The sequence below is a fragment of the Bradyrhizobium sp. BR13661 genome (genome assembly GCF_029892425.1).
Lineage (GTDB): Bacteria > Pseudomonadota > Alphaproteobacteria > Rhizobiales > Xanthobacteraceae > Bradyrhizobium.
Genome location: NZ_JARXWB010000005.1, coordinates 220459 through 245621 on the forward strand (window position 1 = coordinate 220459; position 25163 = coordinate 245621).

26 protein-coding genes, 1 tRNA gene and 1 pseudogene are annotated in these 25163 nt (G+C 63.2%); 6 read left to right on the forward strand and 22 right to left on the reverse strand.

Annotation, left to right across the window (positions count from 1 at the left end; genetic code table 11):
* Positions 1-75: 75 nt before the first annotated feature.
* The 8 genes from rplL to M2427_RS10755 form a co-directional block, all read right to left on the reverse strand.
* Entirely contained in the window at positions 76-453 is a 378-nt protein-coding gene (gene rplL / locus M2427_RS10720; RefSeq protein ID WP_280706238.1) for a 50S ribosomal protein L7/L12, read from the reverse strand.
* A gap of 54 nt (positions 454-507) precedes the next feature.
* Entirely contained in the window at positions 508-1026 is a 519-nt protein-coding gene (rplJ, locus tag M2427_RS10725; RefSeq protein ID WP_200499671.1) for a 50S ribosomal protein L10, read from the reverse strand.
* A 582-nt stretch (positions 1027-1608) separates the two neighbouring features.
* Positions 1609-2562, reverse strand: coding sequence for a 2-hydroxyacid dehydrogenase (locus M2427_RS10730; RefSeq protein ID WP_280706239.1), 954 nt, complete (start codon positions 2560-2562; stop codon positions 1609-1611).
* 106 nt (positions 2563-2668) lie between these two features.
* Positions 2669-3361: a 50S ribosomal protein L1 gene (rplA, locus tag M2427_RS10735; RefSeq protein ID WP_280706240.1), complete on the reverse strand. Its 693-nt coding sequence runs from the start codon at positions 3359-3361 to the stop codon at positions 2669-2671.
* Between the two features lie 6 nt (positions 3362-3367).
* On the reverse strand, positions 3368-3796 hold the full coding sequence (rplK, locus tag M2427_RS10740; RefSeq protein WP_008136439.1) for a 50S ribosomal protein L11: 429 nt from the start codon (positions 3794-3796) through the stop codon (positions 3368-3370).
* A 131-nt stretch (positions 3797-3927) separates the two neighbouring features.
* Positions 3928-4485, reverse strand: a complete 558-nt coding sequence (gene nusG / locus M2427_RS10745) for a transcription termination/antitermination protein NusG (protein ID WP_038942315.1) — start codon at positions 4483-4485, stop codon at positions 3928-3930.
* Complete coding sequence (gene secE / locus M2427_RS10750; protein WP_007611620.1) at positions 4485-4676, reverse strand: preprotein translocase subunit SecE; 192 nt, start codon at positions 4674-4676, stop codon at positions 4485-4487. Before secE ends, nusG begins: the two co-directional genes overlap by 1 nt.
* A gap of 329 nt (positions 4677-5005) precedes the next feature.
* Positions 5006-5081 (reverse strand) — tRNA-Trp (locus M2427_RS10755).
* A gap of 163 nt (positions 5082-5244) precedes the next feature.
* Here M2427_RS10755 and M2427_RS10760 point away from each other — a divergent pair.
* Positions 5245-6465: a serine hydrolase domain-containing protein gene (locus M2427_RS10760; protein ID WP_280706244.1), complete on the forward strand. Its 1221-nt coding sequence runs from the start codon at positions 5245-5247 to the stop codon at positions 6463-6465.
* A gap of 150 nt (positions 6466-6615) precedes the next feature.
* Here the strand turns inward: M2427_RS10760 and M2427_RS10765 are convergent, their stop codons facing one another.
* Together M2427_RS10765 and M2427_RS10770 are read right to left on the reverse strand one after the other, a co-directional pair.
* Positions 6616-7383: an SDR family oxidoreductase gene (locus tag M2427_RS10765; protein WP_200293268.1), complete on the reverse strand. Its 768-nt coding sequence runs from the start codon at positions 7381-7383 to the stop codon at positions 6616-6618.
* Between the two features lie 70 nt (positions 7384-7453).
* Positions 7454-8152 carry a histidine phosphatase family protein gene (locus tag M2427_RS10770; RefSeq protein WP_280706246.1) on the reverse strand — a complete coding sequence of 233 codons (699 nt, stop codon included), beginning with the start codon at positions 8150-8152 and terminating at the stop codon, positions 7454-7456.
* Between the two features lie 133 nt (positions 8153-8285).
* Here M2427_RS10770 and M2427_RS10775 point away from each other — a divergent pair, with 133 nt between their 5' ends.
* Positions 8286-9071, forward strand: coding sequence for an SDR family oxidoreductase (locus M2427_RS10775; RefSeq protein ID WP_280706247.1), 786 nt, complete (start codon positions 8286-8288; stop codon positions 9069-9071).
* An 875-nt stretch (positions 9072-9946) separates the two neighbouring features.
* Here the strand turns inward: M2427_RS10775 and M2427_RS10780 are convergent.
* Entirely contained in the window at positions 9947-10429 is a 483-nt protein-coding gene (locus tag M2427_RS10780) for an anthrone oxygenase family protein (protein ID WP_280706248.1), read from the reverse strand.
* 94 nt (positions 10430-10523) lie between these two features.
* Between M2427_RS10780 and M2427_RS10785 the strand changes: the two genes are divergently transcribed.
* The 3 genes from M2427_RS10785 to M2427_RS10795 all read left to right on the forward strand — a co-directional run bounded on the left by M2427_RS10785 (position 10524) and on the right by M2427_RS10795 (position 12998).
* Positions 10524-11174, forward strand: coding sequence for a TetR/AcrR family transcriptional regulator (locus M2427_RS10785; RefSeq protein WP_280706249.1), 651 nt, complete (start codon positions 10524-10526; stop codon positions 11172-11174).
* Between the two features lie 106 nt (positions 11175-11280).
* On the forward strand, positions 11281-12468 hold the full coding sequence (argE, locus tag M2427_RS10790; protein WP_280706250.1) for an acetylornithine deacetylase: 1188 nt from the start codon (positions 11281-11283) through the stop codon (positions 12466-12468).
* A 233-nt stretch (positions 12469-12701) separates the two neighbouring features.
* Positions 12702-12998: a GIY-YIG nuclease family protein gene (locus M2427_RS10795; RefSeq protein ID WP_280706251.1), complete on the forward strand. Its 297-nt coding sequence runs from the start codon at positions 12702-12704 to the stop codon at positions 12996-12998.
* Positions 12999-13110: 112 nt separating this feature from the next.
* Here the strand turns inward: M2427_RS10795 and M2427_RS10800 are convergent, their stop codons facing one another.
* Together M2427_RS10800 and M2427_RS10805 are read right to left on the reverse strand one after the other, a co-directional pair.
* On the reverse strand, positions 13111-14169 hold the full coding sequence (locus M2427_RS10800) for a phosphotransferase family protein (RefSeq protein ID WP_280706252.1): 1059 nt from the start codon (positions 14167-14169) through the stop codon (positions 13111-13113).
* Between the two features lie 131 nt (positions 14170-14300).
* Entirely contained in the window at positions 14301-15536 is a 1236-nt protein-coding gene (locus M2427_RS10805; RefSeq protein WP_280706254.1) for an acyl-CoA dehydrogenase family protein, read from the reverse strand.
* A 216-nt stretch (positions 15537-15752) separates the two neighbouring features.
* On the opposite strand from M2427_RS10805, the gene M2427_RS10810 reads away from it, so the two are divergent.
* Positions 15753-16415 carry a TetR/AcrR family transcriptional regulator gene (locus tag M2427_RS10810; RefSeq protein WP_280706255.1) on the forward strand — a complete coding sequence of 221 codons (663 nt, stop codon included), beginning with the start codon at positions 15753-15755 and terminating at the stop codon, positions 16413-16415.
* A gap of 64 nt (positions 16416-16479) precedes the next feature.
* On the opposite strand, the gene M2427_RS10815 is transcribed toward M2427_RS10810, so the two are convergent.
* The 9 genes and pseudogenes from M2427_RS10815 to M2427_RS10855 form a co-directional block, all read right to left on the reverse strand.
* A complete protein-coding gene (locus M2427_RS10815; RefSeq protein WP_280706256.1) occupies positions 16480-16872 on the reverse strand; it encodes a RidA family protein in 393 nt (130 codons plus the stop codon).
* Between the two features lie 98 nt (positions 16873-16970).
* Entirely contained in the window at positions 16971-17186 is a 216-nt protein-coding gene (locus M2427_RS10820; protein ID WP_280706257.1) for a hypothetical protein, read from the reverse strand.
* A gap of 186 nt (positions 17187-17372) precedes the next feature.
* Entirely contained in the window at positions 17373-18602 is a 1230-nt protein-coding gene (locus tag M2427_RS10825; RefSeq protein WP_280706259.1) for a CaiB/BaiF CoA-transferase family protein, read from the reverse strand.
* 151 nt (positions 18603-18753) lie between these two features.
* Positions 18754-19959: an MFS transporter gene (locus M2427_RS10830; RefSeq protein WP_280706260.1), complete on the reverse strand. Its 1206-nt coding sequence runs from the start codon at positions 19957-19959 to the stop codon at positions 18754-18756.
* A 133-nt stretch (positions 19960-20092) separates the two neighbouring features.
* Positions 20093-20920: a 3-keto-5-aminohexanoate cleavage protein gene (locus M2427_RS10835; RefSeq protein ID WP_280706261.1), complete on the reverse strand. Its 828-nt coding sequence runs from the start codon at positions 20918-20920 to the stop codon at positions 20093-20095.
* A 116-nt stretch (positions 20921-21036) separates the two neighbouring features.
* Complete coding sequence (locus tag M2427_RS10840) at positions 21037-22425, reverse strand: MFS transporter (RefSeq protein WP_280706262.1); 1389 nt, start codon at positions 22423-22425, stop codon at positions 21037-21039.
* Positions 22426-22658: 233 nt separating this feature from the next.
* A pseudogene (locus M2427_RS10845) lies at positions 22659-22868 on the reverse strand (GDP-L-fucose synthase); the annotation flags it as partial.
* A gap of 32 nt (positions 22869-22900) precedes the next feature.
* Positions 22901-23971, reverse strand: a complete 1071-nt coding sequence (gmd, locus tag M2427_RS10850) for a GDP-mannose 4,6-dehydratase (RefSeq protein WP_280706263.1) — start codon at positions 23969-23971, stop codon at positions 22901-22903.
* A 172-nt stretch (positions 23972-24143) separates the two neighbouring features.
* Positions 24144-25091, reverse strand: a complete 948-nt coding sequence (locus M2427_RS10855; RefSeq protein ID WP_280706264.1) for an ABC transporter substrate-binding protein — start codon at positions 25089-25091, stop codon at positions 24144-24146.
* Between the last annotated feature and the right edge of the window lie 72 nt (positions 25092-25163).

Below are 25163 nucleotides of genomic sequence, written 5' to 3' on the forward strand. Positions count from 1 at the left end.
CCGGCCATCCACGATCTTGGGACGAGATCCCGGGCCTCGCTTCGCGAGCCCGGGATTTCGCTGAAGTAACTTGCGTTACTTCAGCTCGACCTTGGCGCCAGCCTTCTCGAGCTGGACCTTGATCTTCTCGGCTTCGTCCTTGTTCACGCCTTCCTTGACAGGCTTCGGCGCGCCCTCGACGAGGTCCTTTGCTTCCTTCAGGCCGAGACCGGTGATGGCGCGGACTTCCTTGATGACCTCGATCTTCTTCTCGCCAGCCGAGGCGAGGACGACCGTGAACTCGGTCTTCTCTTCCACCGGAGCGGCAGCAGCGCCACCACCAGCCGGGCCGGCCACGGCGACAGCCGCGGCAGCCGAAACGCCCCACTTCTCTTCGAGGAGCTTCGCGAGTTCGGCAGCCTCGAGCACGGTGAGGCTCGAGAGGTCGTCAACGATCTTCTGCAAGTCAGCCATTGTTCAGTTTCCTTGAGTGTAAGTCTGGTTCGGGTTTGAGTTTTGCGAAGGGCGTCAGGCCGCTTCGCCCTTTGAGGCATGAGCCTGGATGACGCGCGCGAGTTTGCCCGCGGGCGCGTTGGCGAGCTGAGCGAGCTTGGTCGCCGGGGCCACAAGCAGGCCGACGATCTTGCCGCGCAGTTCGTCAAGCGACGGCAGCGAGGCAAGCGCCTTCACGCCGTCGACATTCAGGACGGTCTTCCCCATCGAGCCGCCGATGATGACGAACTTTTCGTTCGCCTTGGCGAATTCGATGGCGACCTTTGGCGCCGCTACCGGATCGTTCGAAGTGGCGATCACGGTCGGTCCCTTCAGCATGGGGCCGATGGCAACGACGTCAGTGCCTTCAAGAGCAATTTTGGCGAGACGGTTCTTCGAGACCTTAACCGAGGCGCCAGCCTGCTTCATCTGCGTGCGCAGCTTCTGCATCTGGGCAACGGTGAGGCCGGAATATTGGGCAACGACCGCGACGCTCGTGGTCTTGAAGACCCCATTGAGCTGTTCGACCGCTTCCTTTTTTGCCGCTCGTTCCACAGCAAGCTCTTTCCGGTTGGCGGTCATCGCAAAAGCGGGACCGCCGGGTTGCACCCATCGTCCCACCCAAAACCTGAACCTCGGGGCCAAAACCCTTCGGACACGCGCCCGGGCGAGACGACAATTCAAAGCCTGCCCTCCGGGAGCCCGTTAAGAGCCCACGGCGTGTCGAGGTCCGAACCAAACTCCTTCCGCGACCACCCTCAAGTGGAAAGCGAAGTGAAATCCGGTCTTCACCCGTCTATGCAGGCCATGCGATTAAGCCGTTGGGAAATCGGAATTTCCCGCGGGCGCCTGCAGTCTTGGACAGGACAAGGCCAGCCGGCGAACCGCCTGACCTCTGCCCGCATCCTACCGGCCGATGGATTTTCCTTCCTTTTCGGGCAAATCCTTGCGGACGTCCTGAAAAGGAATGATCTCCTGCGTGTCGGGTTTTCGGAATGCGTGCACGAACGCGCCAGCCAAGGCCGGCACGTCCGGAAGCGGTTCTTTAACCGCTCTCTGCCTGCTTGCCAAGAGCAAAATTCACACCAGTTCCAATCCGTTGCCATCAGGGCTTGAGGCGGCCTGACAAGGGCCGATTCAGGCCGATTTGACCCCATAAGGAAGCGGTTTGCCCTCGAAAAATGCGCTGAGATTGGCCAGCACGCAATCTTGCATGGCCACGTGTGATTCGAGGGTGTGGCCGCCGATATGGGGGGCGAACACCACATTCGGCAGCGCGGTCAGCCCATCGGGGGCGTGCGGTTCCTTCTCGAAGACATCGAGGCCGGCGCCGGCGATGGTCTTGTCGGTCAAGGCCGCAACCAGGGCCCTCTGGTCGATGACCGAGCCGCGGGAGATGTTGACGACATAGCCATCCTCGCCGAGCCGCTTAAGGATGCCAGCGTTGACGACATGCTGGGTCTCGGCCCCCGCCCGGACCGCGATCATCAGCACGCTGCACCAGTCGGCCAGCGCTTCCAGCGACGGGAAATACTGATAGGGCAGATCGTATTTGCTGCGGCTGAAATAGCCGACCTCGCTCTCGAAGGCGGTGCAGCGGGCGGCGATCTTGCGGCCGATCTCGCCCATGCCATAGACGCCGATGCGGCGACCGGGCATGCCGGCCTGCGGGCGCATCATCGGCGACTGTTTGGACGCGGCCCAATCGCCGCTGCGGACATATTGGTCCGCGACCAGGATCCGCCGCGTCGTCGCCAGCATCAGCGTCATCGCGATGTCGGCGACCGAGGCGGCATTGGCGCCGGGGCTGTGGCCGACCGCAATGTTCCGCGCGGCCGCGGCCTTCAGGTCGACGCCGTCATAGCCGGTGCCGTAGCAGACGATCGCGCCGAGTTTTGGGAACAGGTCCATCGCCTCCGCGCCAAGCGGCGAGCCGCCGGCCGTCAGCATCGCGCGAATGCCGCCGAGTTCTTCCGCCGAAAACACTTCGCGCGCGGGCTTGCCACCGGTGTCGAGCAACTCGAACCGCTCGGCGAAGCGCGCCATCATCGTCTTGGGAAAGCGCGAATAGATCAGGACCTTGTCAGCCATTGTTCTTGTTTCCGGTGAATGACGCCCACAAACGACGAGGGGCGGAATCGGTTGCCCAATTCCGCCCCTCGCCTCATGCAATTTCCAGACTTAGCCGAGGCAAGCCTTAGCCCAGGATCGTACCCGGCTCGACCTTCACGCCCGGGCCCATCGTCGAGGACACCGCAACGCGCTGGATGTAGGTGCCCTTGGAGCCGGCCGGCTTCGCCTTCGCAACAGCGTCCGCGAGAGCCTTGATGTTCTCGACCAGCTTCTCCTCGGAGAACGAGGCCTTGCCGACGCCGGCCTGCAGGATGCCGGCCTTCTCGACGCGGAACTCGACCGAGCCGCCCTTGGCACCCTTCACCGCACCGGTGACGTCCATGGTCACGGTGCCGATCTTCGGGTTCGGCATCAGGCCGCGCGGGCCGAGCACCTTACCGAGACGGCCGACCAGCGGCATCATGTCGGGGGTCGCAATACAACGATCGAAATCGATCGTGCCTTCCTGCACCTTCTGGACCAGGTCCTCGGCGCCGACGACGTCGGCACCTGCGGCCTTGGCCTCGTCAGCCTTGGCGCCACGGGCGAACACGCCGACGCGGAGCGTACGGCCGGTGCCGTTCGGCAGGGTCACGACGCCGCGGACCATCTGGTCGGCGTGACGCGGATCGACGCCGAGATTGATCGCGACCTCGATGGTCTCGTCGAACTTCGCCTTGGCGCGTTCCTTGACCATCTTGATGGCGTCCGCGAGCGGGTAAAGCTTTTCGCGGTCAACACCTTCGCGGGCTTTGTTCAAACGCTTTCCGATTGCCATAGCCGCTTACCCCGCCACTTCCAGACCCATCGAACGGGCAGAGCCCTCGACCATCTTCATGGCCGATTCGATGGTGTCGCAATTGAGATCCTTCATCTTCTTCTCGGCGATCTCGCGCACCTGCGCCTTGGTCACCTTGCCGGCCTTGTCACGGCCCGGCGCCTTCGAGCCGGACTGGATCTTGGCAGCCTGCTTGAGGAAGAAGGACATCGGAGGGGTCTTCATCTCGAACGTGAACGAACGATCGGCGTAGATCGTGATCACGACGGGAATCGGGGTGTTCTTCTCTTCCTTCTGGGTCTGGGCGTTGAACGCCTTGCAGAACTCCATGATGTTGAGACCGCGCTGACCAAGCGCGGGACCGATCGGGGGCGAAGGATTCGCCGCACCGGCCGGGACCTGAAGCTTCAGGTATCCGGTCACTTTCTTTGCCATGTATCACTCCTGTTGTGCCGGCAAATGCCGGCGGTTTCAGGTTCGTGGTCTGGGTCGGATGCGGCTGGCAACCGCCCTCTCCCTCCCACGGCCTCTTGTCGCGTGAGGCCGAAGCCTCACGCCTTACCCGATCAGACCTTCTCGACCTGACCGAATTCCAGTTCGACCGGCGTTGCGCGGCCGAAGATCGACACGGCGACCTTCACGCGCGAGCGCGCCTCGTCGATTTCCTCGACCACGCCCGAGAACGAAGCGAACGGGCCATCGGCCACGCGCACGTTCTCGCCGATCTCGAACGACACCGACGCCTTCGGCCGTTCCACGCCCTCCTGCACCTGGTGCAGAATGCGCATCGCCTCGGCTTCCGAGATCGGCATCGGCTTGTTCTCGGCGCCGAGGAAGCCCGTCACCTTCGGCGTGTTCTTGATCAGGTGAAACGCCTCGTCGGTCAGCTTCATCTTCACCAGCACGTAGCCCGGGAAGAACTTGCGCTCGGCGTCGATCTTGCGGCCGCGGCGCACTTCCGTGACCTTCTCGGTCGGAACCAGCACCAGCTCGAACAGCTCCTCGAGACCGCGCTGCTTGGCCTGCTCGCGGATCGATTCGGCGACCTTCTTCTCGAAGTTCGAATAGGCGTGGACGATATACCAGCGCTTGTCGGACGATTGGGTTGCGGCGGCTGTTGCCATCAGTGAATGCCCAAAAGGAAGGTGATGAGGTAACGGATGATCTGGTCGGCGGCGAAGAAGAAGATCGAGGCCACGGCGACCATCACGAACACCATGATGGTGGTGATCGTGGTCTCACGACGGGTCGGCCAGGTGACCTTGGCTGTCTCCGAGCGCACTTCCTGCAAGAACTTGAACGGGCTGACTGCCATCGTTTGAGACGCCATTAAGGATTTCAGGGATCCGAACAGCCTGATGTGGCCCAGCCCTCTGTCTCGAAGGATGAGCCGGAAAACCGGGCTCTGATGTTCGGGGGATTTCAAAGCCGCGCCGGATATCCGCATCTCAACGGGCCGGCTGCGAGTGCGGGGTATCTACTGCGGATGGGGCCAAAGGTCAAGGTGCGGCCGGACCGGAATGCATCCGGGCCCGGCTCGCGGAGGCGATGCGGATCAAGGGCTTACCCAATCCCCATGACCCAGCGCCCGAGCTATTCAGCCCGTCATCGTCCTGCCTGTCGATCCTGAATGTCGGGATTAGCTGGCAGGAGTGGCAGGGCTCGAACCTGCGACCCCCGGTTTTGGAGACCGGTGCTCTACCAATTGAGCTACACTCCTACGGACCCTCGCGTCGCCGCCGGATCAGGCGCGCTTTCAAGCACAAGGGACGGCCGGATTGCAAGGACGGATTGCAAGGGTGAAGCGCGCTGGCTTCGCTTGTTCAAGCGGCGGCTTCTGGGCCAATCTTCGTTTCCGACAATAATGTGCCCCGGGAGTGAACATGACCGCCACCGCCGCCCCTCGCCCCTCGATCGCGCCGAAAACCCCGCCTTTGCCCGAGGCCAAGCCGGAGACGCTGGGCCTGTCGCGGCCGCGCCTGCAGGCGATGTCGGATGCGTTCAAGCGCGAGATCGACAAGGGAACCGTTCCCGGGGTGACCGTGCTGGTGGCCAGAGGCGGCCAGGTCGGCTGGTTCGAGGCGCTCGGCAAGCAGGGCCCCACGGGCCCGGCCATGGCGCTTGATTCGATCTTCCGGATCTTCTCGATGACCAAGCCGATCGTCTCGGTCGGCATCATGGCGCTGGTCGAGGACGGCCACCTCCTCCTCGGCGATCCCGTTGCCAAGTTCATTCCGGAATTTGCCGACCAGAAGGTCGGCGTGGTCAGCGGCGGCAGGCTGGAACTGGTTCCGGCCAAACGGCCGATGACGGTGCAGGACCTGCTTCGCCACACGTCGGGTCTGACCTATGAGCACCAGGGCGACGGCCCCGTGCACAAGCTCTACCAGGAGTCCCGCGTCCGCAGCCGCAAGATCAGCAATGCCGAGCACGCCGCGCTGGTCGCGAGCTTCCCGCTGGTCTGCCACCCCGGCGACGAGTTCAACTACAGCCGCTCCACCGACATTCTCGGCCGCATCATCGAGGTCGTCAGCGGCAAATCGCTCGGCACGTTCCTCACCGAGCGCATCCTCGCGCCCTTGCAGATGAGCGAGACCGGCTTCTCGACCTCCGAGGCCAATGCCGGCAGGCTGGCCCAGCCGTTCGAAGCCGATCCCTGGACCGGCGACAAGGTCGCGCTGTTCAACATGCTCGAGCAGCCGGTGATGGAATCCGGCGGCGGCGGCCTGGTTTCGACCACGATGGACTATGCCCGCTTCGCGCTGATGCTGCGCAATGGCGGTACGCTCGACGGCGTCAGGATCATCGGCCGCAAGACGCTGGAGCTGATGGCGTCCGACCACCTCGGGCCCGAGGTGAAAACCAACGGCACGCTGCTGTCGCCCGGCCACGGTTTTGGTCTCGGCTTCGCCGTCCGCCGCGAAGCCGGCATCGCGCCCTTCCCCGGCAGCGTCGGCAATTATTTCTGGAGCGGCATCGCCGGCACGTTCTTCTGGATCGATCCGAAGGAGGATCTGTTCACGGTGTTCATGACCCAGGGCCCGGGACAACGTGACTTTACGCGGACGCTGGTAAGGGATCTGGTCTACGCGGCGGTGGATTGACCTCCGCTCTCGTGCCCCGGACGCAACGCAGCGCGTAGCGGTGCGTTGCAGAGCCGGGGCCCATGTGTCCGCTATCTCGAGCGTCGCCTTCTGGGTCCCGGCTCTGCGGAGCAGCGTTACACGCTGCGCCGCGTCCGGGACACGAGAGCGTCAGCTGATCGTCGCGCCGCCGTCGATGACCATGGTCTGGCCGGTCATGAAGTCGCCCGCCTTGGACCCCAGGAACACGGCAGCACCCGCGATCTCGTCGGGGATGCCGATGCGCAGGAGCGGCGAGCGCGCGGTCGACGCCTTCAGGTTCTCAGGATTGTCCCACAGCGCTTTCGCAAAATCGGTCTTGATCAGGCCGGGTGCGATGCAGTTCACGCGGATGTTGTGCTTGCCGTATTCGCAGGCGAGGTTGCGCGCGAGCTGCATGTCGGCGGCCTTGGAGATCGCGTAGGCACCGAGGATGGTCGAGCCCTTCAGGCCGCCGATCGAGGAGACGATGATGACAGAGCCGTCCTTGCGCTCGATCATCTGCGGGACCACCATCGAGATCAGCCAGTTGTTGGCGACGATGTTGTTGTCGAGAATCTTGCGGAACTGATCGTCGGAGATGCCGGCGAGCGGACCATAATACGGATTCGACGCGGCGTTGCAGACCAGCACGTCGATCTTGCCGAAGGCGCGGTTGCTCTCGTCGACGAGGTTCTGCAGATTTTCCTTCGACGAGATGTTGGCGGCGATCGCCACCGCAGTGCCCTTACCGAATTTGTCGTTGATGCCCTTGGCAACTTCTTCGCAGACGTCGGCCTTGCGCGAGGAGATCACGACCTTCGCGCCGTGCTCGGCCATGCGCTCTGCGATCGCGAGCCCGATCCCGCGCGTCGAACCGGTGATGACGGCTACTTTGCCCTTCATGTCGAACAAGGTCATGTTTCTCTCCCAGAGTACGATTTGATTTGGCTTGAAGCTTACGCCGCGCTCCTGCGAGCGGACAATGGCCTCAGGCCAGCTTCTTGACTTCCGGTCCCGCCGGCTGATGCATCTCCGCATGCGCGTCATCGGCGATCCACGGCTGCTGGTTCACCATCGGCAACCGCCAAACCGAGCGATCGGGGCTTGCGAAATAGTCGAGCCGCGTGATCGAGACGTTGTCGATGTCGAACGACAACGCCTTCTCGACCTGGCCATCGAGCGCGAGGCCGATCGCAGCCCTAATGGTGCCGCCATGCGCAACCGCGACGATGTCCTGCCCGGCGGAGTCGTTATTAATCCGCTCGATGACCCGGCGCGCGCGATTATAAAGGTCCATGAAGCTTTCGCCGCCCGGCGCCGGCTCGTTGATGTCGGCGAACCAGCTCGAGCCAACCGGACGGCTCGCGATGAACGCGGCGCGGTTCATCCCTTGCCAACGGCCGAGATTCTGCTCGGCGAGATCCGCTTCCCATGGCATCGACGCAGGACGCGGATAGCCAGCCTCCCAGATCGCCTCGGCGGTCTGATGCGTGCGCTTGAGATTGCTCGAATACCAGACCGCATTTCGCGGCAGCACCTTGGCAACGGCGTTGAACACATAGGTGTCACTGGTGTCGCAGGGAAGATCGGTCTGGCCGTAGATGTTGCCGCCGTCATTTCGCACCGGCGCGTGACGAACCCACCACCACCGTGTCGTGACCACATCAGGCTTGTCTGCGGCTGCCATCGAAACCCTTCCATCCCGTGTGATGTCGCTGTACGTGAGTAGCGAACGTGTCTCAAGACACTTTACTGTTTCAAATTCTGTTTGAAATTCCGTCGCGCGGCAAGCGTCGCGCGAATACCAAAGGGAGAAACGCATGGGCCGTCTGCAAGGCAAATCCGTCATCATCACCGGCGCCGGCAGCGGCATCGGCCGTGCGGCTGCACATCTCTTCACCAAGGAAGGCGCCAGGCTGATCGCGGTCGATCGCAGCGAGGCGGTGAAGGAAACCGTCGAGGAAATCAAGAAGGCGGGCGGCGTCGCGGAAGCGATGCTCGCCGACGCCGGCTCCGAGAAGGACGTCATGGCGGTCATCGACAAGGCGGTGAAGACGCATGGCAGGCTCGACGTGATCTGGGCCAATGCCGGCATCTCCGGCGGGCTCGTCCCGCTCGGCGAGCAGACCGTGGAGCATTGGCAGGAAGTGCTGCGCGTCAATCTGATCGGTCCGTTCCTCGCGGTGAAGCACGCGATGCCGCACATGGTGAAGCAACAATCCGGTGCGATCGTGCTGACCGCATCGGTTGCGGGTCTCAAGGCCGGCGCGAGCGGACATCCCTACGCGGCGAGCAAGGCCGGCGTGATCTCTCTGGTGCAGACCACGGCCTATTCGCTCACCGGCACCGGCGTGCGCATCAATGCGGTCTGCCCGGGCCTGATCGAAACAGGCATGACCAAGCCGATCTTCGACCGCGCCAAGGAGCGCGGCACCCAGGACAAGATCGGCCAGCTCAATCCGCTGAAGCGTCCAGGCCAGCCGCACGAGCTCGCCGCGATGGGATTGTTCCTGGCCAGCGACGAAGCGTCGTATGTGAATGGCCAGGCATTCCCGGTGGATGGCGGCCTCACGGCATCGATGCCGTATGCGGGCAAGCCGGTTTAACGAGACGCTCGTGTCCCGGACGCGCTGCAGCGCGCAAGCGTTGCTGCGCAGAGCCGGGACCCAGTGGGCGGCGCGGTGCGCTGATGCATGGGCCCCGGCTCTGCAGCGCACCGCTGAAGGAGCGCTGCGCTGCGTCCGGGGCACGAGACCTTTTTCAACGACAGACATAGCTGGTCATCCTCGCGGCGCATCTCGCCCGAGCTTTGCTGTGGCCTTACCCTCAAATGAAAGAGGGTGCAGGGAAGACCGGGTGCCCGACTGGCACCCGCGGTCCACTGTGCGAAGATTGCGCTACAAGAGGCTGCACAGCGGCATACAGGTGTAGCCGAAACATCCGGCCTTCCCTGCGCAGTGGGTTGACGGCTTATGTCGTGATCTCCCCGGGGAGCGATGCACTATTGCCCCCGTCGCCTTGCGGATGGCTGATGTGCACGCCCGGTTGGACATTGCACATCACCACAAGGCTTGGCGCACAGGCTCCGGGCGCCAGGACCACACGATTTTGCCGTACGCAGATCACACCGGTCGTTTGCGCGGTGATCTCGCTCACGGTCGCCCGCCCTGCAAAACCTGATCGCGCCGATGTGGCCTGCGTCCACCGCCGTCCGGCCCGCGTTCGTGACGATCGCGATACGCCCCTCTTCCTTGGGCCGGGTTGCCGAAACACATACGCCGTTTCCGAATTTCGGTAAAGCGGAATATTTTCGAGCCGCCGGATTGACCGATGGGTGGCGTGTTTTGCCCGTCAGGCAACGCAAGTTGTTGTGGAGGCGTCGTGCGTAGGGCGGATCAGCCGAAGGCGTAATCCGCTATGTCTCTCACCGTGGAAACAGAAGAGGCGGATTACGCTTCGCTAATCCGCCCTACGAGACCGGCTACGCGGCGAGCGCGGCGATAAACAGCGCACTCGCCACCACCGACGCCACCGTCCGCACATGGTTCCAGAACACCCAATCCTTTAGATACGCCACCCACACCGCACTCGCCTCTGGCGCCGACGGCTGCACGGCGGCAAGTGCATTGTTCAGCGGCACGTTGAACACGACAGTCACCACGAACATGCCGATCACGTAGAGACCGCCGCCCGCGATCATGCTGACCGCTCCCGGCTCGCTGAAGCGCAACGCACCCATCACCACCAGCGCCGCGCCCGCCACCGTCGTGCCGAGGAATAACGGCATGAACAGCGAGCGCACGATGTCAACATTGATCGCGTTCATCGCCGCGATGCCGACCGCCTGATCGAGCCGGCCGAGCGAGGTCATGATGAAAGTCGAGAAGGCGAAATAGACGCCCGCCATGACGCCGCAGCCCAGGGCTGAGAACCACAGCAATCCGGTCGTGAAAAGCTGCCGCACGACGCATCTCCGTTAAATACGATAAAATCTCGTATTTGATAAAAGCGATAAACTCTCTTATCTCTGGCGTCAAGCGCAGAGGGCGGGGACCACGATGCCGGAACGGAAGATCAGGGCGGGCAAAGCGACGCGGGCGACCGAACGGCGCACGCCGCTGGTGCCGACGCAGGAACGCAGCCGGGAGCGTTTCGATCGCATCCTGAGCGCTGCGAGCGAGATCTTGATGGAAAAAGGCAGCGACGCCTTCCGGATGAGCGACATCGTCGAGAGCACCGGGATCGCCTTCGGTTCACTCTATCAATATTTTCCGGACAAGAGCGCGGTGATCGGAACGCTCGCCGAGCGCTGCAACGCCATCGGCCGGGAGTGTGTGCAACGCGACCTCGCCGAGATGAAGAAGCTCTCGGACCTCCATGCGGCGCTCAGCCGCATCACCGACGGCTACTACCAGATGTTCCGCGATCACCCGGTGATGCATCACATCTGGCAGGCGACGCAAGCCGACCGGACACTTCAGAGCATCGACGAGGAAGACGTCGCCTTTCTCGCCGGCCTGTTGCGCGATGCGCTGCATCGCGTCGCACCGAAGCAGTCCGCCCCTGCCCTCACCGCCTTCTCGCAATTGGCGATGATCCAGATTGCCGCCGCGGTCCGGCATGCCATCTCGCTGCCATCAGCGGATGCACGCCGGATGCTCGACCTGTTCAAGCGCATGCTGCCGTCGGATCTCTCCGCCCTGCGCTGAGATGACACCAAACGCCGGTGTGGTCCCCGAGCTTTCCGGCAGGCCACCGGGTTGGTATGGTTCATGCAACCAACCCAGCCTCTGCAATCCCCGACAAGAAGTGACAATGCCAAATCAGATCTTCCCGAGCTCTCGTCCCGATCGCATCCGCAACATGCTTGCCGAGCTCGTTGCCTTCGACACGATCAGCGACCGTACCAACCTGCCCCTGATCGCCCATATCGAGCGCTTTCTCGCCGCTCTCGGCGTCAAGGGCGAACGCATCACCGACGAGACCGGCGAGAAAGCTTCGCTGTGGGTGACGATCGGCCCTGACGATCGGCCGGGCTACGTCCTGTCGGGCCACACCGACGTGGTGCCGGTCGTGGGCCAGGACTGGAGCCACGATCCGTTCAAGCTGATTGAGCGCGACGGCAAGCTCTACGGCCGCGGCACCACCGACATGAAGGGTTTTGTCGCGGTATGCCTCGCCATGGTGCCGGAGATGCTGGAGGCGAAGCTGACGACGCCGATTCATCTGGCCATCTCCTATGACGAGGAGATCGGCTGCATCGGCGTGCGGCCGATGCTTGCCGAGGTCGCCAAGAAGAAAGTGCGACTGCTCGGCGCCTTCATCGGCGAACCGACCGAAATGAAGGTCATCATCGGCCACAAGGGCAAGCACGGCGTGCGCGCCACCTTCCACGGACTCGCCCGCCACTCCTCGATCGCGCCTGACGGTGTCAATGCGATCGAATACGCCGCCGAGATGATCACCGAGATTCGCCGCCGCGCGGTGAAGCTCGCGGCCGAGGTCGAGCGCAACAGTCTCTACGACGTGCCGCATTCGACGCTGCTCACCAGCATCGTGCACGGCGGCGCGGCACTGAACATCGTGCCTGATACGTGCACCGTGGACTTCGAATGCCGCGGCATCGGCATCACCGAGTCGCGCGAGGTGACGGATGCGGTCGTCGCCTGGGCCAAGGCCGAGCTCGAGCCCGCGATGAAGGCGAAGAGCCCGGAATGCGGCATCGATTTCGAGGAGATCCTCGACTACCCCGCCCTCGACACCAGGGCCGACGCCGCCATCGTCACGCTGGCCAAGCAACTCGCCGGCCGCAACGACCACGCCAAGGTCGCCTTCGGGACAGAGGCGAGCCTGTTCACCAGCATGGCGGACATCCCGTCCGTGGTCATTGGACCGGGCTCGATCGCGCAGGCGCACACGCCGGATGAGTTCGTCGAGATGGCCGAACTGGAGAAATGCGCGGGGTTTGTGGAGAAGCTGATCGCGCATTGCGCGAAGGGGTAGACTGGGCCCGGGCTCTGCGCAGCAACGCTACGCGTTGCAGCGCGTCCGGGGCACGAGTGCGCGGGTCAATCGACCGACGGTGGGAATAGGGACGTCGCAAAATCCGGTCGCGTGTCCCGGACGCGGTGCGGCACGAAGTGACGCTCCGCTGAGCCGGGACCCAGAACGCTTGGCGACGGCGTTCGGTTGTGCAATCTTAAGTCGAGACTTTGCTAACAGCTGATTGCACAGGCATGCCCTTCTTCGTTTACATCCTGGCGAGCAAACGAAACGGCACTCTCTACATTGGAGTGACAAACGATCTTCCCCGTCGAATAAGCGCGCACAAGGCCAAGCTCGTCCCCGGCTTTACCAAGCAATACGACGTAACTCTGCTAGTCCATTTCGAGACTTACGAGTCGATACTCGAGGCACGCTCTCGTGAACATTCGCTGAAGCGCTGGCGTCGCGCTTGGAAGCTCAAGCTGATCGAGGGGCTCAATCCGGATTGGCGCGATCTTACGAACGAGCTGAATACTCTGGCGACGTGACTGGGTCCCGGCTCTGCGGAGCAGCACTTCGTGCTGCACCGCGTCCGGGACACGAGAACGTGCGAGACAGCAAAAGACTGGCGCACCAAAGAAGAAAGGCGCGCCCTCTCTCCTACACCGCGCCGGCCTTCTGCGCGTACTCCCATGACGCCTTTGACAGCGGCACGGTGCGCTTGGCTGACTCCAGCGCCTTGGCGTTGGCGGCAGTGCCGTCGCGGACGCGGCCGGCGATTCCTTGCGTGATGCCCGCAAGGCGGAACAGGTTGTAGGCGAAGTACCAGTTGAGATCAGGCACCGTCATGCTGGTGACGTTGCAATAGATCTGCGCGGCCTCTTCCACGCTCGGGATGTTGAGCGCCTTGAGGTCGGCGCCTTCGAGCCCCGGCATGACCCACTGCATCAGCAGATAGGTGAAGTCGGCCATGGGATCGCCGAGCGTCGACAGCTCCCAATCGAGCACGGCCAGCACGCGTGGTTCTGTCGGATGGAAAATCATGTTGTCGAGACGGTAGTCGCCGTGGACGATCGAGACGCGCGCCTGCTCCGGCACGGTCCGCGGCAGCCATTCGGCGACCTTCTCGAACTCCGGAATGTGCTGCGTTTCGGAGGCGCGGTACTGCTTGGTCCAGCGATCGATCTGGCGCGCGAAATAGTTGCCGGGCTTGCCGAAGTCGCCAAGACCGATCGCAACCGGATCGTACATATGAAGTTTCGCCAGCGTCTCGATCTTGCTGGTGAAGATTTTTCGGCGCGCGTCGCCATCCTGGCTCGGCAGCGTCGGATCCCAGAACACCCGCCCCTCTTCCATCGACATGATGTAGAAGGCCGCGCCGATAACGCTGTCGTCCTGGCACAGCGCATAGGCGTGCGCGACCGGAAAACCCTGCTTTCCGAGAGCTGCAATGACGCGATATTCGCGATCAACTGCGTGCGCCGACGGCAGCAATTTGCCGAACGGTTTACGGCGCATCACATAAGAGCGCTTCGGTGTGTTGAGCCGGTAGGTCGGATTGGACTGGCCGCCCTTGAACTGGAGGACGACCAGCGGGCCTTCGAAGCCTTCGACGTGCTCGCGCATCCAGGCCTCAAGCCTGAGCTCGTCGAAGCGATGACGCTCCTCGACCGGCTTGGTGCCCGAGAATTCTTCGTCTTTCCTGACGCCGTCAGCCACGGTGACGCTCCCTCTTCGGTCCGAACATGATCCTAATCGGTAACCGCTGGCGCACTTGCGTCAAGCGGTCACCGCCATTGGATCATGCTGGCTCGCTTCTTCAAGTCGGGAGCGCGTCCCGGCTCTCCCAATTAATGCTTGGGAGAGTTGGCATACTTCCGAACTTCCAACCTTGCAATGGCGCGATTGTGCACCTCGTCGGGACCGTCGGCGAGACGCAGCGTGCGGATGCCGGCATAATCCTTGGCAAGACCTGCCTCATCCGAGACGCCCGCGCCGCCAAAAGCCTGGATCGCCTCGTCGATGATCTTCAGCGCCATGTTGGGCGCTGCGACCTTGATCATGGCGATCTCGGCCTGCGCGGTCTTGTTGCCGACCTTGTCCATCATGTCGGCCGCCTTCAGGCACAAGAGACGCGTCATCTCGATGTTGGTGCGGGCTTCGCCGATGCGCTGCTCCCACACGCTATGCTCGACGATCTTCTTGCCGAAGGCGGTGCGCGACATCAGCCGCTTCACCATCTTCTCCAGCGCTTCCTCGGCCTTGCCGATGGTGCGCATGCAGTGGTGAATACGGCCAGGTCCCAGACGGCCCTGCGCGATCTCGAAGCCGCGGCCCTCCCCTAACAGGATGTTCTCCTTCGGCACGCGCACGTTCTCGAGCAGCACCTGGGCGTGACCATGCGGCGCGTCATCGAAGCCGAACACGGGGAGCATCTTCTCGACCTTGATGCCTGGCGTGTCGAGCGGAACCAGGATCTGCGACTGCTGCTGGTGCTTGGCGGCGTTGAAATCGGTCTTGCCCATCAGGATCGCGATCTTGCAGCGGGGATCGCCGACGCCGGACGACCACCATTTGCGGCCGTTGATGACGTAGTGATCGCCGTCCTTCTCGATGCGGGTCTCGATGTTGGTGGCGTCGGACGAGGCGACCGCCGGTTCCGTCATCAGGAACGCCGAGCGGATCTCGCCGTCCATCAGCGGACGCAGCCATTTGCGCTTCTGCTCCTTGGAGCCATAGCGGATGAACACTTCCATGTTGCCGGTGTCGGGCGCGGAGCAGTTGAACACTTCCGAGGCCCAGGAGATGTGGCCCATCTCTTCCGACAGCAGCGCGTATTCCAGATTGGTCAATCCCGCACCGCGGAATTCATCATCCTCATGCTCGCTCGGAGGCATGAACATGTTCCAGAGGCCTTCGGCCTTCGCCTTCTTCTTGAGGTCTTCCAGGACCGGGATGACCTTCCAGCGGTCGCCGCTCTTGTCCTGCTCGTTATAGATCGGCACCGCCGGACGCACGTGCTTGTTCATGAAGGACTGCACGCGGTCGAGCCATTCCTTCTGCTTGGGCGACATATCGAAGTCCATGGGACGCTCCTCGGTTTCGCTTTGAAAGCCTGTTTTGCGCCGGACTGTCCTCCCGCAACTCGCGGCCCGCAAGCGCCATCAGGCGGATCGCGGGCTGTGGAACCGGCGCCGCTCGATTGGCGGCGCAATTCCATCATGCGGATTGACTTTTCCCGACCTTCAAACGATAGTTTCATACAACTGTTTGAATTGCAACTCCCTCGGGGAGAGCCGCCCATGCCCAGCGATCACACGAGGTCTGCCATTCTCGCCGCCGCCGAACGGCTCTACGCCGATCGCGGCTTCGGCGACGTCACGCTGCGCGACATCGTCGCCGAGGCCAACGTCAATCTCGCTGCGGTGAATTATCATTTCGGCTCGAAGGACGAGCTGATCGCGGAATTATTTGTCACCCGCTCGATCGCGACCAATCGCGAGCGCCTGCGCGAACTGAAGACAGCCGAGGAAGCGGGCGGTGGCCGCGCGCCGATCGAGGTGATTTTGCGCGCGCTCGTCGGCCCGACCTTGCGCGGCTGCCTCGGCCCAGAGAACCAGCGCTCCACCGCGGCGCGCTTCATGATCCGCGCCTCGATCGAATCCGTGCCGCCGATCCGTCGCATCAAGAACCGCGAGATCGACCATTTGCGCAAATTCGCGGGCGCAATGCGCCGATCCCTGCCCGACCGCAGCGATGTCGATATCTATTGGGGCCTGAATTTCGCGCTGGCGATGGCACACCACACCATCCGCGAGAGCGAGCGCCTGACCAAACTGTCGGAAGGAAAATGCAACCTCGACGACGTCGAGGACGTGGTCGAGCGCGTCGTCAGCGTCGCGACGATGGCGCTGACGGCGGGACGGACAGAGGCGAAAGCGCCGTCGAAGGTGGCGGCGCGTTAGACTCTTGTTTGACGCGTTTTCTTCGCGAACCGGCAGTCCACTTCGCTCGAAAACGCTTTGAGCCTCACATCATCGCGATGCAGTCGATCTCGATATCGAAGGGACCGAACCATTCCGGTGTCACGACGAAGATCCGCGCCGGCGGGTCGACCGGAAAGTAGCGGGCATAGATCGCGTTGAAGGTGGCGAAGTGTTTTGTCGAGGTGCAATAGACGTTGCACTTCATCACGTTGTCGAGCGAGGCGCCTGATGTCTCAAGGCACAGCTTCATCTGCTCCATGATGATCTCGCTCTGCCGCTCGATTCCCATCCCGCCGATCGCGCCGGTCTCGGGGTCGAATGGCGGCAGGCCGGCGACGAAGATCATGTTGCCGGCGCGCGTGACCGGCGAGGTCGGCGCCTTCACGCGGTCGAGAAAGGACGAGATCGGTTCGACGCGGAGCGCTTCGCGTTTCATGGGCGGCCACCTTTGGTACGAGCGAGACTGGCGCCTGACTACATGATCCTGCAGCCGGCATGCTTCGCTTCTGATCGAAGGGTGGTCGCGATGGCGGGCTACGCCCGCTGCTGCATCTCCTCGGCCTCTTCCTTGGCGAGCAGCAGCAGCATCTCGATGCCCATGTCGCCTTCCTGCGGCGAGCGGATGAACTTGATCTCTTCGGCACTTTGCCGCAGTGCGGCAATGATCGCGACAGCCTGGTTGGCCGTCGCCGCCTCAGTCGCCAGAATTGCCTTCTGGTTCTTCGCCTGGAACCCGATCGTGTAGGACATGCATTTGTCTCCCCGAACTCAGTGGAACAGATCGAATCTGAGTCGCGGTCCCAGCGGAAGCCTGTGCGAGTACGGACCGGGTTTATCTGGGGATTGCGCGCAAGCCTCGCGCAAGGCCGCGCGATCGTCATGCTTCCGACATCATGCTGTCGGGCTGGTCCGCACGCAGGCGAGAGCGAAAAGGCGCTAAATGATCCCCTGTTTCTTCAGCTCCTCGATCTTGTCCGCATCATAACCGAGCTTGCCGCCGAGGATCTCCTGGGTGTGCTCGCCCAGAAGCGGCGGGGCGCGGTAGGTCTCGATCGGGGTTCCCGAGAGGGTCAGCGCGTTGCGGATCAGCGACAGCTCAGGCTCGAAGGGATGGTCGACCTTCACCCGCATGCCGCGCGACTGCACGTGCGGGTCGGAGAACACCTGCTCGAAATTGTTGATCGGGCCCGAGGGCACGCCGGCCTCCTCGAGCTTCTCCAGCCAGTAGGCCACGGGCTGTTTCAGGAACAGACCGGCGAAGATCGCCATGATCTCCTTGCCGTGCACGACGCGGTCGTTGTTCTTGATGAAGCGAGGATCGCTCGCAAGCTCCGGCTCGCCGAGCACGGCACAGGTCTTCCGGAACTGGCCGTCATTGCCGACCACCACCATCAGCTCGCCGTCGGTGCAGCGGAAGACGCCGGCCGGCATGCCGCCATTGCCCCAGGTGCCGCGGCGCGGCGGGATCTTGCCGTTGACGAGATAGATCTGCAGCCAGTGCGACAACGAGGCGATGACGGTGTCGAACAGGCAGACGTCGATGTGCTGGCCCTGCCCGCCATTGGCGTCGCGATGATAGAGCGCCGAGAGAATGCCGATCGAGGTGTTCATGCCGGTCATGTAGTCGACGATCGACGGGCCAACCTTCATCGGGCCCTCGCCGGGCTCGCCGTCGATATGGCCGGTGACGCTCATCAGGCCGCCCATCGCCTGGAGGATCGCATCGTAGCCGGCGCGCGGCGCGTATGGGCCGGTCTGGCCGAAGCCGGTCACCGAGCAATAGACGATGCCGGGGTTGATGGCCTTGATCGTCTCATAGTCGAGGCCGTAGCGCTTGAGGTCGCCGACCTTGTAGTTCTCCATGAAGACGTCGGCATCCTTGGCGAGCTCGCGGATGATCGCCTGCCCCTCCGGCTTTGCGATGTTGACGGTGACCGACTTCTTGTTGCGATTGGCGCAGAGGTAGAAGGAATTGTTGTTGTTCGCCTTGCCTTCGGGATCGTTCAGGTAGGGCGGCCCGAAGGCGCGCGCGTCGTCGCCGGTGCCCGGCCGCTCGATCTTGATCACGTCCGCGCCGAGATCGCCCAGCATCTGGGCCGACAAGGGCCCGGCGAGCACGCGTGTAAGGTCAAGGATCTTGATGCCTGAGAGCGGCAGGGCCGACATGTCGATTTCCTCCGGGGAACTGAATCTTGGCGCGGTGGCCCGAGGCCGTGACTGCGCTCTCTGCGGATACACTATTTTGGTGCCCTGAGCACTGCACTGGCGGCATACGGCCATCCGCTGCCCCAACGAATTCCGCGCTGCGAATAACGCCTCAGGTTGCGGCTGCCGCAGCCAATTGCGGCCGCCGCCGTCCGAGCATCACCAGGATCAGCACCGTCGCGCAGGAGAACGCCAGCGTGAGCCCGAGCGCACCGCGGCTGCCGAATTGGGTGAGCAGGCCGGCGAGAAGCGGCGGCGAGATCGCGGAGGCCAGGTTGAGCGGCAGTGCGATCATCGACATCGCCTTGGCGAACTCGGCCTGGTCGTAGAAGACGAGCGGGATCGTCGCCCGCGCCACCGCCATCGCGCCGCTACCAGCGCCGTAGAGCAGGATGAAGATCGCGACCGCCCAGGTCGCGCCCTCGCTGAGCATCAGCAGCACCATGGCGATGGGAAGCGCCGTGCCGGCCACGAGCCCGGTGGTGATGCCGTCCCATCGGCCGCCACCGAGGAAGTCGAGGCCGCGCGCGCTGACCTGGATCACGCCCAGCATGGAGCCGAAGGCAAGCGCCTGCGACGGCGCGAGGCCCTCGGCTCGCAACAGCTCGATCAGGATGGCGCTGATGCCGAAATTGACGAAGGCATTCATCGTGATTACGCAGACGACGAGACCGAACGTGCTTCTCGGAATCGCAGGCAGCGGCGCGGCCTTCACGGCCTCGCCGCGATCGTCAGTCACGATTTTGCGGCGCGGTGCGACGAATGCGTAGAGCGGAAGGTTGATGGCGATCAACATGGCCGCATAGACGAGACAGGTCCCGCGCCAGCCAAGCCAGCCGCTGAGAAATGACGTGGTCGGCCAGAAGATGCTGCTGGAGAGACCCGTCACCAGCATCAGCCCGCCGATGGCATTCTTGGCGCCCCGCCCCGCGACCTCGTTCAGCATGATGTAGGCGCCGGTGGACAAGGTCGCGCTGCCGCCCATGCCGAGAAAGACCCAGCCGACAAAATAGAGCACCGGATCGCGCGCGAAGAACAGAACGACATAGCCCGGCGCGGAGACGACGGTGCCTACCATCATCACCTTGCGCGCGCCGTGCCGCGCAAAGGCCCTGGCGAGCCAGGGCGCGCACAGGCCCATGGTGACATAGAGAACCGAGCTGCCCGCGAACACCGCCGGCAGGCTCATGCCGAGATCGGCCCCGAGGTCGCGACCGACCACGGCCGGAAGACCGATCGTACCCCATCCAATGAGTTGGGTGATTGCAAGCACCAGCAGGACTCCGATGAGCCTGCTGTCAGATTTCAAGAACCGCATTCCAGTCGTCGCCTGCCCGGCAGGCGCCATTCACGCCTGTGAGCCCTGTCTTACCCGGAGACTCGGCACGCGGGAACGCCGACCGCCGAATGGCAGAAGGCAGCCAGGAGCATGTCGGGCGCGGGACTGATCCCTAGCTCGCGATTCCGAGCAGGGATCGCGCCTCGGCCGCACGCGCCACGCGCCGGCCGTGACGCGTGACAGCCTCGCAGGCGATGCTCACGAGCTCCGCATTGCTGGCGGCAAGGCGCGTCTTGTCGACCCTGATATTGTCCTCGAGCCCGGTGCGAACCGCATCGGCGCCGCGCGCCAGGGCCCAGCTCATGACCTCGGCCTGATGGCGTCCGATCCCGGCCGCGGTCCAGGTCGCCTTGGGGATCAACCGCCTGAGTTCTGCCAGCAGGATGTCGAGCACATGCTCATCGGCCGGCATCGCGTTCTTCACGCCCATGACGAATTGCACGTGCGGTCGCGCATCCATCAGCCCCGCCTCGATCAACCGGCGGGCGCCGTGCAGATGCGACAGATCGAAGATCTCGATTTCCGGGCGGATGCCATTCGTCTTCATGCCGGTGGCGAGCATGTCGACCAGCGCCGCGCTGTTCTCGTAGACAATGGTCGGAAAGTTCACCGAGCCGGTCGAGAGCGAGGCCATGTCCGGCTTCAGATAGAGCGATGACCCGCGCGCGGAAGGGTCGCGGCCGCGCCCGCCGGTCGAGAACTGGACGATCATATCAGGGCAATGTTTCCGGATGCCTTGCTGCACCAGCGCAAATCGCTCGGGATCGGATGACGGCGTCTCATCGTCGTTGCGAACATGGATATGCGCCAGCGTAGCTCCGGCTTCGAAGGCCTGCTGCGTCGACTCGATCTGCTCGGACGGCAGAATCGGTACCGCGGGATTGTCCTTCTTGCGCGGAACGGAGCCGGTGATTGCGACAGCAACGACGACGGGGTTCATCTGGCAGCCTCATGATGATCGCGCTCACGCGCACAGAGTTCGAATAGGCTTTTATCTAGCGGTTGAGTCATGCCGCTGCAAATCTTCACCGCAGCGGCATTGGCGCCTTACACCCGTCAGGTCGGAATTGCGGCTGCACCGCTCGCCGCCTCCGAACGCCGCCGATCATAGTCGGCCCGTGCCATCGGAACGGCCTTGGGATTGCCGAGATCGTCGATTCTGATCCGGTAGGTTTCCCTCGCCGTGATGGCCGCGAGCGCCGCGATGACCGTGATGCCGAAGGCGATCGCCCCGACCGTCAGGGGAATGTTGGCCGAGCCGGGAGGCGCCACGGTCGCGAACAGCGCTGGAAGCAACGCCGTGATGGTGGTTCCGATGTTCTGCGAGATCGCCATCGCCGACACGCGGGTGCGGGTCGGAAACAGCTCCGGATAGAAACTCGGGAAGATCGCATTGTAGCCCTGATAGACCACACCCCACATCAGCAGCGACAGCAGGATCGCCAGCGGCACGTTCTTGATGCTGATGGCGTAGAGATAGCCGAAGGCGAGCAGACCGGAGAGCAGCGCACCGACGATGATCGGAGGCTTGCGGCCAACCCTGTCGGAAAGGTTGCCGACAAAGGGAATGACAAACACGGCCAGCATGTTTCCGAGCACCGGGATCCACAGATAGACGTCCTTGGCAAAGCCGATGCCATAGGCCGGCTGCACCGCATAGGCCGCACCGAAGATGGTCGCAACGACCGGGATGACGTTCATCAGCGCCATGCAGATGACCCTGAGCATGTCGCGCCAGCTCACCTTGATGGCCTGAACGATCGGCGCCCGCGGCGTTTCTCCCCGCTCGCCCTCTCGCGCAAAGGCCGGGGTTTCGTCGACTTCGCGACGAATGATGTAGCCGGCGACGATGACGAAGAAGCTGAGCAGGAACGGAATCCGCCAGCCCCAACTGTTGAAGGCGTCGGTCGGCATATAGGCCGCCAGCGGCAGGAAGACGGCTGCTGCGAGAATCTGTCCGGCCTGCACGCCCTGGAGGGCGAAGCTTGCATAGAAGCCGCGGCGACCGAACGGCGCGTGCTCCAGGATCATCGAGCTCGCGCCGGAGATTTCACCGGCCACGGCAAACCCCTGGATCAGGCGCAGGATGACCAACAAAATTGGCGCGAGAATGCCGACCTGCTGATAGGTCGGCAGGATTCCAACTGCCATCGTCGAAATGCCCATCAGGAACATGCAGACGATGAGCACCGTCTTGCGGCCGTGGGTGTCGCCCCAATGTCCGAGCACGAAGGCGCCGATCGGACGGGCGACATAGCCGACGCCATAGGTCGCAAGCGACGCGACGATGGCGACCGTCGGATTGTCGGACGGGAAGAAGATCTGCGGGAAGATCAGCGAGGCGGCAGTCGCGTAGATGAAGAAGTCATAATATTCGAGAGCCGACCCGATCCAGCCGCTCGCAGCGGCCTTCCTCGACTGGCTCACCTGATGGATTCCGGTCATCCTGGGAGTCCTCCAAACTTGTTTTTGCTGGCGTCCCGTGGGCGGGCTTCTTCAAAGAAATGGGCAGCATTCGCCGCGCGCCGTGCGGACTGTCCGCAAGCGATCGTCACTGCCGATACGTGCTTGATTGGCGCGATAATAGGCTCTCGCCGGGCTAACACAATTACCCAGTTATGCGATAAACCTAACATGATGTTATCTGCGCCCGGGGCGCGCAGACAAAGGTTGCTACGCTATAGCGCCGTCACCTGCGCCGCCGCTTGATACGCCTCATACGCGCGCTTCAAGCCATCGCGAAGCGAGGTCGTCGCGCGCCAGCTGAGCTTGTCGAGCCTGCCGACATTGAGCAGTTGGCGCGGCGTGCCGTCAGGGCGCGAGGTGTCCGAGATCATCTCACCGCGATAGCCGACGATCTCGGCTACCATGAGCGCGAACTCGGCGATGGCCGGCGACGTAGACGACCTTGCCCTTCAGCTCAAACGGTATGCTTGCCATTCGCGACATCCCGTTTGGCCTCCGCCAGATCGCTCGCCACCATCTCTTCGACGAGCTGCGCAAAGCTTCGCTTCGGCTTCCAGCCCAGCACCTGCCGCGCCTTGCTGGCATCGCCGATCAGCAGATCGACCTCGGTCGGGCGGAAATAGGTCGGATCGATCTTCACCACGACCTTGCCGCTCCTCGCATCGATGCCGGTCTCCTCGACGCCGTGCCCGCGCCATTCGATGCGGCGGCCGACCTGGGCGAAGGACAGCTCGACCATCTCGCGCACCGAACGCGTCTCGCCGGTGGCGAGCACGAAATCGTCGGGCTTGTCGGCCTGCAGGATCATGTGCATGCCCTCGACATAATCCTTGGCATGCCCCCAGTCGCGCTTGGCTTCGAGATTGCCGAGATAGAGCGTCTGCTCCAGGCCGACCTCGATGCGCGCCACGCCGCGGGTGATCTTGCGGGTGACGAAGGTCTCGCCGCGGACCGGGCTCTCATGGTTGAACAGGATGCCGTTCGAGGCAAACATGCCGTAGGCTTCGCGGTAGTTCACCGTGATCCAGTAGCCGTAGAGCTTGGCGACGCCGTAGGGCGAGCGCGGATAGAACGGCGTCGTCTCCTTCTGCGGGATCTCCTGCACCAGGCCATAGAGCTCCGAGGTCGAGGCCTGGTAGAACCGGGTCTCTTTCTCCATGCCGAGGATGCGGATCGCCTCCAGCAGGCGCAGCACGCCGATGGCATCGGCATTGGCGGTGTATTCCGGGCTCTCGAAGCTGACGGCGACGTGGCTCTGGGCGGCGAGATTGTAGATCTCGGTCGGCCGGATCTGCTGCACCAGGCGGATCAGATTGGTCGAATCCGTCATGTCGCCGTAATGCATCAGGAACGGCACGTCGCCGAGATGCGGATCCTGGTAGAGATGATCGACGCGCGCGGTGTTGAACGAGGACGAGCGCCGCTTGATGCCGTGCACGGTATAGCCGAGCGACAACAGATGCTCGGCGAGATAGGCGCCGTCTTGCCCGGTCACGCCGGTGATGAGAGCGATGCGCTGGCTCATAATGTAGACTTGCTCCCGATATCACCTCGACCGGCACGGCTGGCGCGTCCGTCGAAAAACTCCTCCTCTTTGACATATCGGACGCTGGGGTCAACCTCGCAGGCGCGCCCGGGCGGGTTTCCCGGGTCGCTCGTTTCAAATGCGGGGCCGCAGCCAGCAGAGTATCGCGGTGTTACTGCGACCGGTCCGAGGTCCAGCCCTTATAGTCCTTGATGTTATCGCGGGTCACGAGCTTCGAGGGCAAGAGCTCAACGGTCGAGGCCGGCTTCTGGCCATTGAGAATGCCGACGCCGACCTGCACGGCGCGACGCGCCATAAAGAACGGGTCCTGCGAGGCTGACGCCTGGATCTGCGGCGACGCCGGATCCTTGAGCGAGGCCTCGATGTCAGGCGCGCCGTCGACCGCGGTGATGATGATGCCGCTGCGGTTTTGCTGTTTCGCTGCGAGATCGGTGCCGATCGCCTGCGGGTCGTTGATGGCGAAGATGGCGTCGATCTTGGAGAAGCGGGTCAGATAGCCCTGCGCAACGGTCAGGCCGCCTTCGCGCGAGCCCTTCCCGTCCTGGTCGCTGGACAGCACCTTGATGCCGGCATTCTTGCCGAAGACGTTCTTGCAGCCGGTGACACGGTCGATCACGGCCGAGACCTGCGGCCCGTTCTCGATGATGACATCGCCTTTGCCGCCTAGCTTGTCGACGATGTACTGGCACGAGATCTCGCCGGCCTGGACGTTGTTGGTGGTCACCGTGGCATCGGCGCCTTCGGCGGCGGTGTCGACTGCGACGACGACGATGCCCGCCGCCTGCGCCTTCTTGATGGCCGGCCCGATCGCCTTGGGATCGCCGGGATTCAACAGGATCAGGTCGACGCCGGCGGCGATGAAATTGTCGATCTGGGTCACCTGCTTGCCGAGGTCGTATTCGAACCCGACGGTGGTGATCTTCACATTGGGGTTGGCCTTCTTGGCCTCGAACTCGGCGCCCTTCGACAGCGCGACGAAGAACGGATTGCCCATCGAGCCCAGCGAAACGCCGATCGATTTGAGCTCCTTGGCAGAGGACGGTACCGTCGTGAGGGCAAGCGCCATCGCGGCACCGGCGAGCATGGTCATCTTCAACATTGTCTTCCTCCCTGGTCTGTCTTCATCCCCGGTACGGCAGACCAGTTGCCGCAACCGAATTTCGTACCGCGT